The sequence below is a fragment of the Nocardia sp. NPDC046473 genome, assembly GCF_040645995.1.
Lineage (GTDB): Bacteria > Actinomycetota > Actinomycetes > Mycobacteriales > Mycobacteriaceae > Nocardia.
On sequence record NZ_JBEYZJ010000009.1, the window covers coordinates 109,065 to 125,783 of the forward strand.

The 16,719-nt window shown below is 64.1% G+C and carries 18 protein-coding genes and 1 pseudogene; 10 read left to right on the forward strand and 9 right to left on the reverse strand.

The features are described from left to right. Positions 1–159 precede the first annotated feature (159 nt). Positions 160–1,014, reverse strand: coding sequence for a Shedu immune nuclease family protein (locus ABZ942_RS30895; protein ID WP_357388153.1), 855 nt, complete (start codon positions 1,012–1,014; stop codon positions 160–162). Between the two features lie 18 nt (positions 1,015–1,032). Here ABZ942_RS30895 and ABZ942_RS30900 point away from each other — a divergent pair. Further along, positions 1,033–2,179: pseudogene (locus ABZ942_RS30900) on the forward strand (IS3 family transposase). Between the two features lie 39 nt (positions 2,180–2,218). Here the strand turns inward: ABZ942_RS30900 and ABZ942_RS30905 are convergent. Further along, positions 2,219–6,082, reverse strand: coding sequence for a WD40 repeat domain-containing protein (locus tag ABZ942_RS30905; RefSeq protein WP_357388155.1), 3,864 nt, complete (start codon positions 6,080–6,082; stop codon positions 2,219–2,221). Between the two features lie 217 nt (positions 6,083–6,299). Here ABZ942_RS30905 and ABZ942_RS30910 point away from each other — a divergent pair, with 217 nt between their 5' ends. Then, positions 6,300–7,046, forward strand: coding sequence for a DUF2599 domain-containing protein (locus ABZ942_RS30910; protein WP_357388157.1), 747 nt, complete (start codon positions 6,300–6,302; stop codon positions 7,044–7,046). Between the two features lie 123 nt (positions 7,047–7,169). Next, entirely contained in the window at positions 7,170–7,334 is a 165-nt protein-coding gene (locus ABZ942_RS30915) for a hypothetical protein (protein ID WP_357388159.1), read from the forward strand. Between the two features lie 80 nt (positions 7,335–7,414). On the opposite strand, the gene ABZ942_RS30920 is transcribed toward ABZ942_RS30915, so the two are convergent. After that, positions 7,415–7,732, reverse strand: coding sequence for a DUF4238 domain-containing protein (locus ABZ942_RS30920; protein ID WP_357388991.1), 318 nt, complete (start codon positions 7,730–7,732; stop codon positions 7,415–7,417). Here ABZ942_RS30920 and ABZ942_RS30925 point away from each other — a divergent pair. The 6 genes from ABZ942_RS30925 to ABZ942_RS30950 all read left to right on the forward strand — a co-directional run bounded on the left by ABZ942_RS30925 (position 7,704) and on the right by ABZ942_RS30950 (position 10,097). After that, positions 7,704–7,862 carry a hypothetical protein gene (locus ABZ942_RS30925; RefSeq protein WP_357389042.1) on the forward strand — a complete coding sequence of 53 codons (159 nt, stop codon included), beginning with the start codon at positions 7,704–7,706 and terminating at the stop codon, positions 7,860–7,862. The genes ABZ942_RS30920 and ABZ942_RS30925 overlap by 29 nt on opposite strands. 344 nt (positions 7,863–8,206) lie before the next feature. Further along, positions 8,207–8,374 (forward strand): CsbD family protein, encoded by a 168-nt coding sequence (locus tag ABZ942_RS30930; RefSeq protein ID WP_357388993.1) that lies wholly within the window; start codon positions 8,207–8,209, stop codon positions 8,372–8,374. Positions 8,375–8,420: 46 nt separating this feature from the next. Next, positions 8,421–8,576 (forward strand): DUF6131 family protein, encoded by a 156-nt coding sequence (locus ABZ942_RS30935; RefSeq protein WP_357388161.1) that lies wholly within the window; start codon positions 8,421–8,423, stop codon positions 8,574–8,576. A 104-nt stretch (positions 8,577–8,680) separates the two neighbouring features. Then, positions 8,681–8,890, forward strand: a complete 210-nt coding sequence (locus ABZ942_RS30940) for a hypothetical protein (RefSeq protein ID WP_357388163.1) — start codon at positions 8,681–8,683, stop codon at positions 8,888–8,890. Continuing rightward, complete coding sequence (locus tag ABZ942_RS30945; RefSeq protein WP_357388165.1) at positions 8,887–9,126, forward strand: sigma factor-like helix-turn-helix DNA-binding protein; 240 nt, start codon at positions 8,887–8,889, stop codon at positions 9,124–9,126. The genes ABZ942_RS30940 and ABZ942_RS30945 overlap by 4 nt, the downstream gene beginning before the upstream one ends. Positions 9,127–9,896: 770 nt before the next feature. Beyond that, a complete protein-coding gene (locus ABZ942_RS30950; protein ID WP_357388995.1) occupies positions 9,897–10,097 on the forward strand; it encodes a helix-turn-helix domain-containing protein in 201 nt (66 codons plus the stop codon). A gap of 284 nt (positions 10,098–10,381) precedes the next feature. On the opposite strand, the gene ABZ942_RS30955 is transcribed toward ABZ942_RS30950, so the two are convergent. The 5 genes from ABZ942_RS30955 to ABZ942_RS30975 form a co-directional block, all read right to left on the reverse strand. Next, the gene (locus ABZ942_RS30955) at positions 10,382–11,587 is read right to left on the reverse strand and encodes a M28 family peptidase (RefSeq protein ID WP_357388167.1); all 1,206 of its coding nucleotides are present in this window, start codon (positions 11,585–11,587) and stop codon (positions 10,382–10,384) included. 36 nt (positions 11,588–11,623) lie between these two features. After that, positions 11,624–12,088, reverse strand: a complete 465-nt coding sequence (locus ABZ942_RS30960; protein WP_357388169.1) for a hypothetical protein — start codon at positions 12,086–12,088, stop codon at positions 11,624–11,626. A gap of 137 nt (positions 12,089–12,225) precedes the next feature. Further along, on the reverse strand, positions 12,226–12,834 hold the full coding sequence (locus tag ABZ942_RS30965; RefSeq protein ID WP_357388171.1) for a phosphatase PAP2 family protein: 609 nt from the start codon (positions 12,832–12,834) through the stop codon (positions 12,226–12,228). Positions 12,835–12,839: 5 nt separating this feature from the next. After that, positions 12,840–14,024: an MFS transporter gene (locus ABZ942_RS30970; protein ID WP_357388997.1), complete on the reverse strand. Its 1,185-nt coding sequence runs from the start codon at positions 14,022–14,024 to the stop codon at positions 12,840–12,842. 2 nt (positions 14,025–14,026) lie between these two features. Then, positions 14,027–14,602, reverse strand: coding sequence for a Chromate resistance protein ChrB (locus ABZ942_RS30975; RefSeq protein WP_357388173.1), 576 nt, complete (start codon positions 14,600–14,602; stop codon positions 14,027–14,029). A gap of 534 nt (positions 14,603–15,136) precedes the next feature. Between ABZ942_RS30975 and ABZ942_RS30980 the strand changes: the two genes are divergently transcribed. Next, positions 15,137–15,520: a hypothetical protein gene (locus tag ABZ942_RS30980; protein WP_357388175.1), complete on the forward strand. Its 384-nt coding sequence runs from the start codon at positions 15,137–15,139 to the stop codon at positions 15,518–15,520. Positions 15,521–15,575: 55 nt separating this feature from the next. Here the strand turns inward: ABZ942_RS30980 and ABZ942_RS30985 are convergent, their stop codons facing one another. Next, complete coding sequence (locus ABZ942_RS30985; RefSeq protein WP_357388999.1) at positions 15,576–16,421, reverse strand: slipin family protein; 846 nt, start codon at positions 16,419–16,421, stop codon at positions 15,576–15,578. Positions 16,422–16,719: the final 298 nt, after the last annotated feature.

Here is a 16,719-nt window from a genome sequence, read left to right on the forward strand (position 1 = left end):
CGATAGTCCGATGCCTATATCGCAGTCCGGGGCCCGGCCGCTGCCGACGGCTGCCGGGGTGTCCAGCCCCAATTCGTTCGGAGAAGCCTTCGCCGCCGATCCGGATCTCCGGCGTGTCGGCGAGCGACACGCCGGGGAAGTTTATGGACCGGCAACTCTTTAGCGAATCGATTCGGGTGCGATGGACCATTCGGCGCGTGCCAGCAACTCGTCAAAGGTGAGTACTTCCGGCTCGATGAGTTGGCGTCGGAACAGTTCGAATGATCGAAACTTGTCCTCATGGTGACCTCCGTGGCTACCTAGCATCTGATCTAGGTTGCCGATGATGAGGAAGGTCCGCGGGCGGATCAGGTGGGAGTACTCGCCGGGGATGTCGCTGCCATCGGCCGCCTTGTCCTGCAACCGTTTGCCGATCTGTTCTGCGGCCAAGTGGACGGTCCCTTGGGCTTGGGCGATGCCGTCGGTGAGGAAGTGCGACGGAGCCCAGCAGCCTGGCCGGTACTCGGTGCTCAGTAACGGCTGTTTGTGCGTCTTGATCTCAGCGAAAACGAGGGACCGGATACGACCAGATGTCGTAAGTAGGGCGTCGACACGCTTCCCGGGACTTGAGTTGGACCGGCCTACCACGACTTGTTCGAGCTTGGTCTTGTCCCAGGACGTCAGTAGCTGACCCGTGAGTGACACGCCGAAGATCCACGGATTCTGCTCGAAGAAATGCTGCCAGACAGCCTCTTCACCGTTCCCTGAGTCTTTGACGACCTCTTCGGCAAAGTAGGTTTCGTCCGAGAGCAAGCGCCGAAACTTGGCCACCTGTGCGCGCCGGTGTGCCATAACGACGACATCGCGTGCACTCTCGTCGTCGCTGATCAGCTGCTGGAATTTCTGGGGGTCCTTGCGGTACAGGGCCGCCAGTGACTCCGGGTTTGCGAGCATTTGGCGCACCAAGGTGTCGTCGATGCGGACGGGACTGCCCCCGGTTTGGTTGACTCCTGAGCTGTGAGGATGCGTCCCCACGGTGGAAGGATGACCATCATGCCCAAGCCCTATCCCGAGGAGTTCCGTCGCGACGTCGTCGCGGTCGCCCGCAAGGGCGAGATCTCGATGACTCAGATCGCGAAGGATTTCGGGATCTCGCAGAGCTGTGTGTGAAGAACTGGGTGAAACAGGCCGACGTCGAGGACGGACACCGCCCAGGAGCCGCGGGCGATGAGTCGGCCGAGTTGCGTGAGGCCCGCAAGTGGATCCGGCAACTCGAACAAGAAGCAGAGGTCATGCGCCGCGCGGTCGCCTATTTCTCCCGCGACGTCAACCCAAAATGATGTACCCGCTGGTCCTGGACCTGGCCGCTGACAAGATCCCCGTCGCGGTGACCTGCCGGGTGCTCGGTTTCTCCACTCAAGCATTCTATAAATGGAAGAAACACCCAGTCTCGCAACGTGATTGGGATGATGCACATTTGATCAACGCTGCGCTCGACATCCATGCCGACGACCCCGCATTCGGGTACCGGTTCATCGCCGATGAACTTCCCGGCCGCGGCATTCGCGCGGGCGAGAACCGTGTCGCCAGATTGTGTTCACAGCAACGGATCTGGAGCGTGTTCGCCAAAAGGCGCGGCCTCAACCGCAAGGCCGGCCCTCCGGTCCATGACGACCTCGTCGAGCGACGATTCACCGCAGACAGGCCAAACGCGCTGTGGCTTACCGATATCACCGAGCACCACACCAGTGAGGGCAAGCTCTATTTGTGTGCGATCAAGGACGTGTTCTCCAACCGGATCGTCGGCTACTCGATCGATACCCGAATGAAAGCGTCACTGGCGGTATCGGCGCTGGTCAACGCGGTGAAGCTACGATCGTCCACCGCGACGATCGTGCATTCGGATCGAGGCAGTCAATTCCGGTCCAGAAAGTACGTGAATGCCTTGTCGGTCAACGGTTTACGAGGTTCGATGCGCCGGGTCGGAGCGTGTGGTGACAACGCGGCGATGGAGTCGTTCTTCGCGCTGCTGCAGAGGAATGTCTTGGACCGGCAACGCTGGTCGACTCGCACGGAACTACGCCTCGCGATCGTGGTCTGGATCGAGAAGACTTACCATCGCACCCGTCGGCAACGCAGACTCGGCCGACTGACCCCGATCGAATTTGAGACAATAAACCAGCCCGCGCTCGCGGCCTGAAACACCACACCCGCGAGTCAACCGAACTCGGGGCAGTCCCTATTGGTTCGGGCAGGGGTTGGGGTAGTCGGCTGCGGGGAGTTGTTGGGCTAACCATTCCTCTCGGGTCAGAGCCGAGGCGGAGTTCACGCATAGGCGCGCGGCGACGTCGTCGGGATTGGTGGCCCAGGTCAGAAGTGTGCCCGCCGGTCCGGCTCCGGTCATTTGTTTGTCGTTTGGGCCGTAGGCGACGTCGTTGACGCGTCCTGCGTAGGCGGTGAGGGTGGCGTAGGTGGTGGGGTGGGAGGGGTTGGTGGTGTCCCAGATCCACACCTGGATGTCGCTGGTGCCCGCGGCGAGGTGGGTGCCGGTCCGGTCGAAGGTGAGCGATTCGATCGATCCGGTCGGGCCGGTGAGCCGGACGGGTGTGGCGGCGGCGGTCGGATCCCACAATTGGAGGGATTTGTCGTCGCTGCCGGCTGCCAGCAGATGGCCTGGGCCGAACCGCACGGCGGTCACCGCGGATTCGAATCCGGTGTGGTGACTGAGGATATGTGCGTGACCGATTCCACCAGAGAGGTCCCACACCGTCACATCGGCCGCAGTGGCTGCGGCGAGCAGAGTGCCGTCGGCACTGATGGTCAGCAACAGGGGCAGGCTGGGAGCCTGCAGTGTCTCCACGACGTGTAGGTGCGCGAGGTCGGTGCAGTCGATGACACTGATGATATTGGCGGGATCGGACGCGCTGGCGGTGTAGAGATAGCGCGCGTCGGGGCTGAATACTGCTTCGCCGATGGTGGCGCCGACGATGTGCAGCGGCGCGGAGCGATGTGGTTCGCCGGGTGCGGTGAGATCCCAGAGGTAGATGTCGCCGGCCAGGGTCCCTGCGGCTGCGGTGTGACCGTCGCCGGAAATCGCGGCCACACCGGAGAGTCGTTCGTTGTCGTCCACGGTCAGTGGCGGTTGAACAGGCTGTGGCGCACCGGATTCGGGGAGAACGAATCGGTCGACGACGTTGGCCGGGCTATGTGGTGGGGCGACGAGTCCGACGAGGGCGTTGTGGCCGTCGGCGCTGGCGGGGAGGGTGAAAATGCGCCCGCCCAGGTCGGCGGTGGCGGGCTGTGACGTGAGGGGCCATTCGTGGACGATGCCGTCGGTGGAGGTCGCGATGACTGTGTCGGTCGTGGCCAGCACGGAGGTGACCAGTGCGGTACCGGGAAGGGTCCGCGTCGCCGATGTCACCGGCGGCGGTGATGTCGGTGAGGTAGAGATCGTGGCGGTGGCGAACAACTTCACCGAATTGTCGGAACTGCCTGCGGCGATGGTCGATCCATCGGGGGTGAACGCGACGGAATTGACGTAGCTGTCGAAATGTCCGAGCAGGCCACTCAGTCGGAGGTGTGCGAGGTCGGAGGTGTCGATCAGGGACACGTCGGACCCTTGTGAGGCGACAGCCAGCCTGGCCGAGGCAGGGTCGAACTGCAGGTCGAGGATGGGGGCGGACACGCGCAGGTCGGACAGGGCCGTGAGGGCGTCTCCGGGCAGGCGACGCCACAGATGGACTGTCTGGTCATCGCCTCCGGTGGCCAGTATGTTTCCGTCGGCGCTGTAGGCGACTCCTGATTCGTGATCGGTGCCGGAAAGTTGTTGTCCTGTCTCGGTGACGGCGGTGTCGGCGACGTGCCAGCGCTGCAGCCCGGCGGGGCCGGCCATGGCGAGTTCGGTGCCGTCGGGCGACCACGATAGATGGCTGACCTTCGAGGCAGGTACGGGGGCGAGGTCTTTGATTTTGCGCGGTTGGGTGGGCGTGGTGATGTCCCAGAGCGCGAGCGTCGCGCCGCCGCCGATGGCGAGAATGGGGCGGGTGGGTGAGAACGCGACCGCATACAGCCTGTCGTCGGCCACGTGCAAGGTGGTGATCGGACCGCGGCGCGGTACACGCCGGTCGATGAGCCGCAGGCCGCCGTCGCTGCCGACGACCGCCAGCAGTGTGGCGTCGTTATTGGTAGCGGTGGCGACGGGGCCGGGCACGGTGGGGGTTCTGACCGGTGCCACGATGGCGGTGGAGTCCAGCAACGCCGAACGCGCTTCGGCGGTCGGGGCGATGCGATATCCGGCGAGGGCGAGTTGTTGTGCCAAGCCAGGATCGCGGCTGCGCTGCAGCTGCGCCTGCGCGGCAGCCTGACGGGAGAGGGCGTCGTCTCGCGTGGTCTGCAGGTTGTGCTGGGAGTTGCGCAACGCCAGTACCGCCACGCCCGCGCCGAGCGCGAACACGACCGCGACCACAGCGACGACGACCAACGCGGCGAGGCGGCGCTGAAGGGCAGCGACCTGGCGTTTGTCATGGTCGATGGTGGCGTTACGGTGCGCCACGCAGGCGTCGAGGAACTCGCGTTCGAACACGGTGAGTTCTTTGTACCGATCATGGGTGCTGGCCCAGTCCGCGAATTCCTCTGTGCGGCCTGGAGTCAGCAAATCGCCTGTGCGGCGGCCGTTGTCGCGCCAGAGCTCGGCTTCGGTGCTGAGGCGGCGATGACGGATGAGCGTGACACGATCGGAATCGATCCAGTCGAACAATCGTGGCCATGCTGTCAGCAGCTTCTCGTGAGTGAGCTGCACACCGGCGTCCGACACGGTGAGAAGACGTTCGGCGGCGAATCGGTCGATGACGCTGTTGACTGTGGCCGGGCTGGTACCTGGCCATGCCAGCTCGTCGGCAGAAGCACGGCGGCGTGCGCTGGTTTCCTCGGTGACCACCACACACCGGGTGATCACTTTTCGTGCGATCTGTTTCTCCTCGTCGTCGAGGTCGTCGTAGACGCGGTCGGCGGTACGTTCGACGACCTTGGAGATGCCGCCGGTATTGCGGTAGTCCTCGTAGGTGAACCGCTGCCCGCTGAATGTCGAGCTGTCCCAGGCTTGTTGCAGGGCGTAGGACAGCAACGGCAACGCGCCGCCATCGGAACCGCGATCGTTGACCTTCAGCTCTTCGAGAAGCTTGTCGACCAACGCCGGCTCGACGGTGATCTCGCGCCGAGCCGCAGGTCCCTCGACGACCTCGAGCAGCTGGGCACGATTCATCGGTGTCACCGTGATTTGACGGCCATCGCGCAGTCCCTGTTGCAGGAAGGCGTCTGCGGCAACATATTTGAAGTGGTCGTCTCGTATTCCGACCACAACTACTGTTCCGCGCTGTCCGGCCCATCCGGCCAGCGCATCCAGAAATTCCGTGCGTTCACCGTCCCAGGCCAGCGACAGCTCATCCTCAACGCTGTCAGCGAGCACCGACAACGGCTGTAGTGTCCACAGCTCTTCGCACTGGTCGACGATGATCACCAGGTCTTCCCCTGGCGAGGAGGATGCGTCCTCCAGTGCGGCGTGCAATGCGCTGAGCGGTCGAGGCCCTGGTGTCAGCACGGCTACGTGAGCGAAATTCGGTTCCAGTCCCGCCAGCAGCAGCGACGACTTTCCCAAACCGGACTCGCCGATCACGATCACGAGGCCGGGGGAGGTCTCCTCGAGGCCTGCCCGGACCGCCTCGTACAGCCACTCAATGAGATCGCGGCGCCCGAAGTAGTCGTCCATCGAAGACGCGTTGTAGGGGGCCAGTCCCGGGTACGGTGCGGGCAGCGACCGGATGAGCTCGTCGGTCGCCGACCGACGAGCACGGTCAGCGGCATCCTTCCACGCCTGGATGTCTTCTGCCGCAACGCCACAAACACCCAGCACCGGCGCGAAGTACGGTGTATCGACCCCCGGAACGGCAAGACCGGAAAACCATCCGAGGATCGTGCTCTCGGGAGCCCCCGCCAGGCGTGCGATCTCCCGGCGGCTCCGCCCTCCCCTGATCGCCTCCAGGGCTTCGCTGAATTGCTGTCGTGTCTGGATTTCCGTCGGGTCCACATCCCCCTCGCCGCGTGGCATACGGCATTGTGGCACAACCGGATCGAGACCAACATAGGTCCGGAAAACCAGTCTGAACAGCATGTTCTTCCATAAAAAACTATCGGCGACACGCCGGACACGGCCCTCTGGTTGTGATCGTCGTGATCGGAGTGTTCGGTGTGTCCGCCCGTGCAGCGGTGTCGTTGGAGGGTGCACCCCGACCAGCGGCAGTGCTCTCACAGAAGGACCAGACACCATGCCCCGTATCCAATCCCGACTTGCCGGCTTCGGCACGGTCGCTGCCGCCGCCGCGGCGGCTCTCGCGTTCGCTGCCACGCCCGTCGCGCACGCCGATGCGCAATACCCGGTCGCCTGGACCAAGATTGGTATCTACCCGCAAAGCGCACCGTCGATGGGGGCGGGCCAAGTCGGCAAGGCGCTGTCCGACGGCACGATGGTGACTATCGTGTGTGAACAGCAAGGACAGCCAGTGTTCAACGGCGACAAGACCATCGACGTCTGGGAGCGCCTCGACTCCGGCGCATGGCTGCCCAACGCCTTCATCAAGACCAGCGCCGACGGATGGACTCCTGGTATCCCGAAGTGCTCGGACTACCTGGCCAAGGTCGCTCCGGGTGCTCAAGACCCGCACGCGGATCCAAAGAAGGTCGAGGAGAAGACCAAGCTCCCCTGCCCCAGCTTCATCGCCTCCGCCACCTGGATGGACCGCGGTGAGAACGAGCTGAAGTCGCTGCACATCGTGCCCACCGACTGCGGGCTGCAGAAGGCGACCGTCGACAAGCAAGCCGCCTTCGACGAGCTCTACCACAAGCTCAACGCGAACTGGGGTGGCGACCTGTACTGGAGCATGCACAACCAATTCGACTGCCATGCCGACTGGTGGGGTTGGGTCAACAAGCGCGAGTGGAACCTCGAACCCGCCCGGCCGAACATCGGCTACTGGCCAACGGTGATGGCGTTTTGCAATCCCAAGCCCCGGTGATCGGCGCACCGGGCGTGTCGTGATCGGCGTGATCGAAGTTCTCGAAGTGCCCCTGGGTTCAGCGTGACCGTGGTATCACCCGCTTCCACCGGGATGCGGGTGATACCGGAAGGTCAGAGACGAATGCTCGATCTACGCGCCATCGTGCTGATAGCGATTTCACTGCTGGTGAGCATTGCGGCTGGCTGGCTGACTGTCCAATCCGGACATCCGCTCGCCGCAGGAGTTCTCGCCGGGGGCGGTGCGTTCACCGCCACAATGCTGTTCCTCGACAAAATGGTGAGATAAACGGACAGAAGACCCCGTCTCCCGACGGGGTCTTCTGTGGCTCACCACCAGTGCAGAAGGAGCCAAACTGTTGGAGGCCCTCACGTGACTGACTCGAAGTCATCACCTGGCGACCATCGCGACAGCACCTGTAGAAGGCGCGCTGTTTCGTCGTCGATGACCGCGAGCATCCGTTCGACCTGGTTGTGCTGGCCGGTGTCGGGGTCGGTCACCCGATAGAAGTTCTCCTGGACGCAGGTGTCACGCAGCCCGCGAAGTTTGTCGATGCCGTTCCTGGTGTCCAACACCCGGACACGTTTTCGGTCGGGGCTCCAAGCTCTCATGTATGACTGCGGCACGTAATGGTGTCGGCGAGATACACAATCGCGTGTGGATGCCGCGTCGGCCACGCGCTGCATGTATGCCTCGACAGATGGCACGACGCTCTGGCCGCCAGCGGTCAACGGCACCCTGCCCCACGGATTCGGCACGCTGTCCGCAACGGTCCGCCTCTACAGCTTCGCCATGGCCCGCCACGCCGAGATGTAGGTGATGGCCACCGGAACCCGGTCACATATGTAGCCGTGCCAGGTGCGGTCATCGAACAAATATCTCTTTCCGGCATGTAGCTCATCAGCGTAGACCTACAGTGTTGACACGCCGCTGTGGGCGGCGTCTACTTACAGGTACCCGGACATTCCGGTTCACTCCGGCAATGGCGCCGAGACCGGCGCCGCCAGCAACGGCGCGAGACGGGAATCCGAAACCGGGCCATCATCGCCGACGCGATCTGAGTCAGCTATTCGGACGCACGCCGGCCGGGTGACAAACCGCTTGGCAACCGACTCCGGTAGCCGGCCGATCTTGCCAGAGACGAGAACATCACGATGGGCATCAAGCAAAAGCTCGCTCACAGAACCGAATCCGCCAAGGGCACGGTCAAGAAATTGTTCGGCCGCGCCACCGGAAGCCGACGCATGCACGGCGAAGGACGCCGCGATCAGGCCGCCGGAAACGTCAAACAGGCAGGCGACAACCTCGGCGACGCCTTCAAACACTGACCCCACGACACCTCACACACTTCTCCACCGAAAGCCGGTACCACCCATGATCATTCTCGGAGTCATCCTTCTCATCGCTGGATTCCTACTCAGCATCCCGCTGCTCATCACCGCCGGAGTCATCGTCCTGATCATCGGTGTCGTGCTGATGGTCGCAGGCATGGCAGGCCACGCAGTCGGCGGTCGACGCCACTACTACTGATCACCAAACATGCACCCGCAGTGGGAAATCCGATCGCACGGAGATAGGAAATGAGAACATACGAAAACGACAGCAGAAGGATGCGTGGGGGTCGCCGTTCGCGAATGACCAGCGTTGTCATGGGACTGGTGTTCGTGTGGCTGATCATCGGCGTCATCGCCGGTGCGCAACGCCACTACTACAACACCGCACCCACCAACTGCGCAGGCGGCGGAACGATCGCTGTCACGATTGTCGCCGGCCCGCTCAATTACCTGGGCATGAACCCGAAGGTCGATAACTGCCAGGTCGATGTGCCGCAACCCAGCCAGTGACCGCCGGGTGGCCACCGGATCGTCGACGAACAGTCGGTGAGCAGGACCGACTTTCGGTAGCGAACGCGGTAGCCGCGCTGCCAGATCCGCAGCGCCGCATCATCGTGATCGTCTACTACCGCCGTCTGTCCTGCCCGGAGGCGGCCAACGCCGCCCGAGTGCCGGAATCTGTTGTCAAACAGCTACTTCACGATGGTCTGCACGCGATCAGAGCGCACCTGGCACGTGCACTCTGAACCGCTGCAGGCTATGAGCTGCTGGCCAAGGGGATAAGGGCCGTCCGCCGGAGACGCGAGAACGCGCCGTCGCGATCCTCGCTCCGAGCGTGCTCTCCAGACGCCGGAACAGACGCCGGAAACGCGGCACCCGCGGAAGTGCTTGCACCACAGCAAGATCGGGCATCAAACCCACTGGAACAAGCTCCCGATCCAGATCGAGCACCGACGGATCCAAAAAAGCACCTGGCGCAGCCAGCACACTCCAACGCCCACGCCCATCCGGATCATCCAGCCGCGAACCCGCAATACCCGGCAGATACACCACCACTTGACGAACCTGGACCACGGCCCCTCCTTCCGGAACCCGCTCAGTGCGCCCCACTCGCACGGCGGCGTACAGAGTTCGAGGTGAAGATGCGAAACCCGCCGATCGGAGAGGGCGGCAGCTCCTGAGCTCCAGCGTAGAGACGACAAACACCCCGCACAGTCGTTCAAACGACCCACACCACCACAACCAACCTGCACGCCAACCGAACCCGCACTCGCCGAGCCTCGACACCGTTGACATCCGGTATTCGGCTAGTGCCTCGTCTAGATAGGTTGCTGCGGTAGTCGGGTGTCGGCTTGCTCTGGCTGGCGGGTCGGGTGGTGCTGCCGGTGGAGGTGGTGTCGTGGCTCGGAAGCCGGATGTGTTTGTGCGCCCGTTGTTCCCGGAAGAGGGGCGGCGGGTGGCGCGGATCGCGAAGACCAGTAAGGTGCCGGTGCGCGCGAGGCGGGCGATCGTGGTGATGGCCTCGGCGCAGCGGCAGCCGGTGGGGTTGATCGCGAAGTTGATGCAGGTATCGGAACCCTATGTGCGGCAAGTGATTCACGATTTCAACGAGCACGGGTTCGGTGCTTTGGACCGAAATGGAGCGGGGGCAGGCCGAGCAAGACTGGTCCGAAGATGCGTGAGCGGATCTGTCGGATCGCCCGGTGCTGCCCCCTGAATTTGGGTTGGCAGTTCTCGACCTGGAGTTGGTCGAAACTGCGGGATGTGTTGGCTATCAACAATATTGCTGATATCAGTCGTGAAACCCTGCGTCAGATCTTGAAGGCCGGCGTGGTGTCGTGGCAGGCCACGAAAACCTGGAAGACCAGCAACGACCCCGATTTCGCAGCGAAGATGGCGCGGGTGCTCGATCTCCGAAAAGTAGCGCCTGGCAGCTCTTTTCAGCTCGAGGCCCCGCACCGGAGAGATCCGGGGCGGGGCCTCTTTCATTGCTGGAGGACGTCAGCTGGTAGGGGCGTTCTTGCTGCCGGTTGTGGGATGTGGATTCGGCCTGGGTGCCGCGTCGGGGGCTGCCGGGGCGGCGGTCGGGAGGTGGTCTGCCATGGCCATGTTGATCACCATGTTGCCGAAGCCCCGGGACATGAACTCCATCACGGCGAAATCATTGTTGCTGAGGTTGTCGCACCAGCGGAACGGGTTGTCGACGCAGCCGCCGTCGGTACCGGGGACCTTGCCCTCGAAGTTGCCGGTTGTCCCGCCGAACAGGGCGACGTCGGAATCCAATTTGCAGCAGTCCTGCCCGGTGAGTACGCCGCTTGCCGGGATACCGGCCTGGTTGAAGGTGAAGGCGTCGGTACCGACGGGCGAGAACAGGATGTTCTTCTTACCGATCGAGTTGAAGTAGTTGATACCCAGATCCCGGGCAACCTGGGACGGCTTGTAAACATTCGGCGGGAACTGCGTGGAGACGGTGCGGCCGAACAGGTCCACCCCGGCCGGGTCGAGCACGCCGACGTCGTAGTTGGGCGTCGAGGTCACGTCCGCGTCCAGGTCGTACCCGATCTTGGCCCGGTCGGCTGCGCTCAGGTTGTTGACGTAGAACGACGAACCCAGCAGGCCCAGCTCCTCGCCACCGAACCAGATGAACCGCAGCTTGTTGTGCGGCTTGACCTTGTGCAGCAGCTGGGCGATGTTCAGGATCGTCGTGGAACCGGAAGCATTGTCGAGCATGCCGGCGCCGTATATCGCGTCCAAATGCGCGTCGACGACGACGGTTTGGTTCGGGTCGCCGTACTTGGAGTCGGCGATGAGGTTGTAGTCATCGGCGTTCGGGTTGATAGTCGCCTGTACGTCGACGGTCATCGTCGGTACTGCGGACCCGCCCGCGTTGACCTGGTTGAGCAGGTCGCTGCCCGTCGCGAACGACGTGAACGCGACCGGGATCTTCGGCACGATCCGGTTGCCGTCGGCATCCACCAGGCTGCCGTTGACGACGCCGGTACGCCCCGGATTCCCTTCGTTGAAGACGATCACTGCGGCCGCGCCGGCCGCCTGGGCATTGAGAACCTTGACGCCGTAGGAGCAGCCGCCGCGCTGGATCAGCGCGATATGGCCCGGCACGAATCCGGTGAAATCGGTTGCGGCGCAGCCACTGCTCGAACTGGGTGTCGGGGTCGGCGGGATGACGATCCCGCCCGCAGCCTGCAAGGGTGCGGTAGCGGAACCCGCGGCTTGGCCGGGATTTCAGTCGGAGACAACGGTGTAATCATGCGGCGTCGGTGATACTTCGCTGAACTTCGGCACGCCCTTGAAGGCGAAGTAGAAGAACTTGTAGTCCTGGATCGTGACGTCGTAACCGTTCTCGCGCATGATCTTGGCTACGTAGTCCACCGAAGCCTTGTAACCCGGCTCGCCGGAGTTGCGCGACGGGTGGCCGTCGGGACCCGGATGGGCATCGGCGATCGCCTGGAAGGCCTGCATGTGCCGCTTCAGGTCCGCCTTCCGGATACAGGGCAGCAGCTTTTCCGCCGTTTGGTTCACGCGGTGGAAGCAGCTGGACGTGCTTGCGTCCGAGTCGGTCGTAGGCTCGGCGCTGGCCGGTGCCGTGGCCATGCCGGCCAGCAAAGCGGCTGCCGCAGAGAAAATCATTAGTCGGCGGATCAGCCGTCGAGAAGGTCGTAACATCGGCCATGCTCCCATCAAAACCATTGGAGCCGAGTGGATTACGTATAAGCGTGACACGTGCGGGCCAATGCGGAACTGGGGACAATTGGGGAACTGGCACTGCCTGGTACAGAACGTATTTCGGGGCTGACCGAGATGTTGTTGGATTGCGGGTGGGTGGGTCAGGTGGTGAGCATCGGCCGGAGTGGTCCGGTAGCCAGTTTCTTCGTCAGCGGGGTCGCGTATTTGCGCATAGCCAGAGCGGTTGCCGACCCGACGAGGACGCCCATCACGACAGCGGCCGCCACGTCGTGCGGGTAGTGGGCACCGACGTAGACGCGGGACAAGCCCATGATCGCTGCGGCCACGGTTGCGAGGATCCCGAGTCGTCGATTGATCAGGAATAGGGCCGCGGCCATTGCGGCGGTGACGACAACGTGATTGCTGGGGAAGGAGTAATCCGATGCTGCCGGGCACTTTTCGAGTAGGAACGCATCCGGATAGGCGAAGCAGGGACGTCGTTCGGCGACAAGCGATTTCACGCCGTCGTTGATCAGATAAGCAGCAACCGAGGCGACTGGCACCGCGAGGGCGGCGGTCATGGTGGCGGGGTCTGCGCGGCGGGCGATCCACCATCCGGCGATGATGAGGACGGCGAAGGCTGCGATGCCGAAGTTGCTGTAGGCAAGCATCGGCTCGTTGAGCCAGGGTGTATCGCGAGCGAAAACGGTTGTGTCGAGGAACCAGGACCCGTCGATCCCCGATCCGCTCAGTGCGTCAGTGTGGGTCAAGTCCTTCAGCTCTCTGTCGTGATCGTGGTGCGGCGGGGTGCCAGTGCGGCCGGGGCCGCTGCGACGAGTACGGCCAGGGCGGCGTAGCCGACGGTGAGCGTGGCCGCCGCCGCGACCCCGGACACCAGCAGCGGGCCGCCCGCGTCGCCGAGTTCGCGGCCGAGCTCGGCGGCGCCCATTGTTTGGCCCATCCGTTCCGCAGGGGTGCTGGCGGCCAGGGCCGCGAAGCCCAGCGGGGTGATCAGCCCGGTGCCGATCCCGATCCCGATCGCGGCGAGCAAGACTCCGGCCAGGCCCGGCAACATCGCGCACCCGAGCCCGGCCGCGGTGATCACCAAGCCGGTCGCGATACCGAGGCGCGCGCGCAAACGTCCGGCATCCAACGCCCGTCCCGCACGCGGCTGAACCAGTGCCGCGGTGGCGGCCAGGACCGACACCGCGGCTCCGGTGACCACCGGTCCCAAACCAGCGGCGGCACCGGACACCGGCAGAAATCCGACCCCCACGGAGAGTGCCGCAGTCGCGGCGGCCAAAGCCACGGTTGGGCGCAGGAACGATCCTTCCGACAGGCGCCGCACCAGATCCACGAGGGTCTGCCTGGCGCGAGGCAACGCAGGGACCGACGGAACGACCAGCGCCGCCCACACCGCGACCACGACCGCGAGGACCATCATGACCGCGAACAGCAGCGACAACCCGCCGACCCAGACGACGGCGCCACCGAGCAGTGGCCCCAGGGTGTAGCCGATACTCTTGTAGAACCCATAGCTACCGAATGCTCTGCCCTGCTTGGCTTTCGGATGCATCCGCGCGATCAGCGCGCTCGCGGTCGGCGAGAATGCCGATGCGCCAGCGCCCTGGCCGAGGCGCGCCGCCCACAGCCAGCTCGGGTCGTCGACCACCACGAACACCGCCGATGCGGCAGCGAAGACCACCAGGCCACCGACCAATACGGGTCGCGCACCGATCCGGTCCGCGATCGAGCCGAACACCGGTTTCAGCACGACCTCGGCACCGTCGTACAAGGCCAGCAGCAACCCCAGATACAGCAGCGAACCGCGCAGGTCCGTGGTCTGCGAGCCGAGGTTCGCGGCGATGCCGTGCGCACCGAACGCGGTGGTGAAGCCTGCCGCGTACAGCGGCCACATTCGCCACCGGGGCGGGAGTGTGCCGAGCTCGGCAGGGGACATCCTCACCGCATGCCACCCGCCGATGGGTCGGGGGCGTGCAGCGCGGCGAAGACCCGCTCGGTGTAGTCCTCGAGGCGTAATGTGCAGTGCTGCAATCGTTGCGTGGCCGCGACGGCGGTCGGTGCACCGAACACGTCGCGGGCTTTGAGGTCGCGATGCCAGCGCCGGAGGCGCTCGAGGCTTTGTTCTTCTTCCTCGAGCTCGGCGAGGGTGAACTTGGTGTTGCGGATCTCCTTGTCGAGTTCTGCTTCGTATTTGCCGCAATCGGCCAGGTATTCGGCCCACTCGTCTTCGCGCGCCGCGGTGAACATCGCCTCGAACCTGGCGGCATCGGCAGTGCTGGCACCGGCGGCATGCAACGAAATCGCCTCGCCGCCAGCCTGTTCGGTCAGCTCTAACGCACGAGCGACACCGGCGGTGAACACCGGCAGATCGGGCACCGCCCAGATGCCCTGCCCCAGCGACAGCGCACCGACCTTGCGCAGTTCGCGCCAAACGGCCACCCGGTGCCGGGTCGGCTCGGAAGGCAGTTTCACCAGCAGCACGATCCATCGAGCCCGGTCTGAACCGTCAGTCACAACGGCGAATGTATCACCGGTTACATCTACGAATGAAACTGCTATTGGTGGTTGGCGCATCCTGTACGCAAGTACGCCGACTCCCGCGCGAGCGTGAACCCGAGCATCAACGTGATCGCGATCGACCAGAACAACCCGGCCGCCGCGCCTGACACCTCGCGAATTCGCCTCGGTTACCTCATAATTGAGCCGGAGGACGATATGGGCATCAACAGCGGGAACGATGGCGACGCAACGAACGGTCGGCGCCTCGCTCCGATCCCCCGACAGCGACTCCCATACCTGGCCGTGGCTGCGCTGGCGGTCGCAGTTTCGATAAGCGCTTGCACGCCAACGAATTCCACGCCGCCCCCCGTACCCGAGCCGGGTCCCGCAGCGGAGGCGCCTGCCGCGGCGGGTATTCCGGTCGGCCCAGGTCCGACGAACTACACGGTACAGCCGCAGCCTGCACCGGGGAGTTGCCATGCTCGGTCGACATCGGCCGGGCAACCGCTGCCGGACCCCGCGTGTACACCGGGGGCGTTGAATCCGAAGGTGACGCAGTCGAATCTCGCGAACACGATCTGTAAATCCGGGTACACCAAGTCGATTCGCCCGTCCGAGGGGATCACCGACGCGGAGAAGAAAGCCAACGCCCAGTCCTACGGCTATACCGGAGATCCCCGCCAAGCCGAGTACGACCACCTGATTTCGCTGGAACTCGGTGGCGATCCCAACGACGCGCGCAACCTCTGGGTCGAGCCGCCCTCGCCCGGTCATCAGACCAAAGACGGCGTGAACAATCCGAAGGACCAGGTGGAGAACAGTTTGCACGCCCTGGTCTGCAGCGGGAAAGTGCCGCTCGCCCAGGCGCAAAGCACGATTGCGGGCGACTGGACCACCGCACTGGCAACGGTTGGCCATCCCACAGGTAAGTGATCAATTGCCGCGGGTTCAGGCGGACGGCGAATCCCTCTGACCGCGAAGAACGCAGTCACTGCGGCATAGGCACCGGGTCGGTGTTGGCATTGGGTACTGATGTGTGGGGTGCGGTGGTGATCGGGTGCAGGGTGGTCGAGGCCGCTGTCTCGCGGGCGAAGAAGGTGCCGATCTCGTTGATGGCGCTCATCAGCGGGGCCGGGAAGACGACGGTGGTGTTCTTGTCGACGCCCAGTTCGATGAGGGTTTGCAGGTTGCGGAGCTGCAGGGCCAGCGGGTGGGCCATCATGATGTCGGAGGCATCGCCCAGAGCTGCCGCGGCCATCGATTCGCCCTCGGCGGCAATGATTTTCGCGCGCTTCTCGCGCTCTGCCTCGGCTTGGCGGGCCATCGCGCGCTTCATGCTGTCGGGCAGTTGAATGTCTTTGAGCTCGACCAGGGTGACTTCGACGCCCCAGTCCAAGGTGGTGGTGTCGAGGATCTTGCGGATGTCGGCGTTGATGGTGTCGGTTTCGGCGAGGGCCTGGTCGAGGGTGTGCTGGCCGACGACCTTGCGGAGCGTGGTCTGGGCGATCTGGTTGATCGCGGACTGGACGTTTTCGATCGCGACGACGGATTTCTCCGCGTCGACGACGCGGAAGTAGGCGACCGCGGAGATGTCGACGCTGACGTTGTCGCGGGTGATGATGCCCTGTGACTGGATGGGCATGGTGATGATGCGCATCGATACTTTGCGCAGTTGATCGATGATCGGGATGATGAGCCGCAGGCCGGGCTCGCGGACCGCGATCACTCGGCCGAGGCGGAACAATACGCCCCGCTGATATTGGGTGACCACTCGAATCGACAAGGCCACCAGGACAAGTAGCACCACGGCCACTGCGATGACGGTTCCCAACAGGTTCACGGTTTTTCCTCACGACGCGGGAAATGTTTGCGGACCGGGATCGGCGCGCTGCACTCAGCATGAGTTGCGGCCAGCAGGCGTGCCCAGGGCCGAAAGGCGTGGCCGAGGGGGGTACTTCGGCGGTCGAGAGGGCTGAAATACCTTCGACGAACGTCGCTTCGGCCCTGGGCAGCGCAGGAGGCCGCTCATAGCGTGTATCCGGGCAGCCAACAGCAGGCTCTGGCGCGCGTCGGTGTCGGGCAGTCGACCAACGGCGTTCTGCGCGGGTCTTTCGGCTCTGTGGTGATCGGCG

Bases quoted from the DNA above. Each gene is read 5' to 3' on its own strand.
- ABZ942_RS30905 (WP_357388155.1), bottom strand. From the start codon at position 6,082: ATGCCACGCGGCGAGGGGGATGTGGACCCGACGGAAATCCAGACACGA.
- ABZ942_RS30910 (WP_357388157.1), top strand. From the start codon at position 6,300: ATGCCCCGTATCCAATCCCGACTTGCCGGCTTCGGCACGGTCGCTGCC.
- ABZ942_RS30915 (WP_357388159.1), top strand. From the start codon at position 7,170: ATGCTCGATCTACGCGCCATCGTGCTGATAGCGATTTCACTGCTGGTG.
- ABZ942_RS30920 (WP_357388991.1), bottom strand. From the start codon at position 7,732: ATGCAGCGCGTGGCCGACGCGGCATCCACACGCGATTGTGTATCTCGC.
- ABZ942_RS30935 (WP_357388161.1), top strand. From the start codon at position 8,421: ATGATCATTCTCGGAGTCATCCTTCTCATCGCTGGATTCCTACTCAGC.
- ABZ942_RS30940 (WP_357388163.1), top strand. From the start codon at position 8,681: ATGACCAGCGTTGTCATGGGACTGGTGTTCGTGTGGCTGATCATCGGC.
- ABZ942_RS30950 (WP_357388995.1), top strand. From the start codon at position 9,897: ATGGCCTCGGCGCAGCGGCAGCCGGTGGGGTTGATCGCGAAGTTGATG.
- ABZ942_RS30960 (WP_357388169.1), bottom strand. From the start codon at position 12,088: ATGGTTTTGATGGGAGCATGGCCGATGTTACGACCTTCTCGACGGCTG.
- ABZ942_RS30970 (WP_357388997.1), bottom strand. From the start codon at position 14,024: ATGTCCCCTGCCGAGCTCGGCACACTCCCGCCCCGGTGGCGAATGTGG.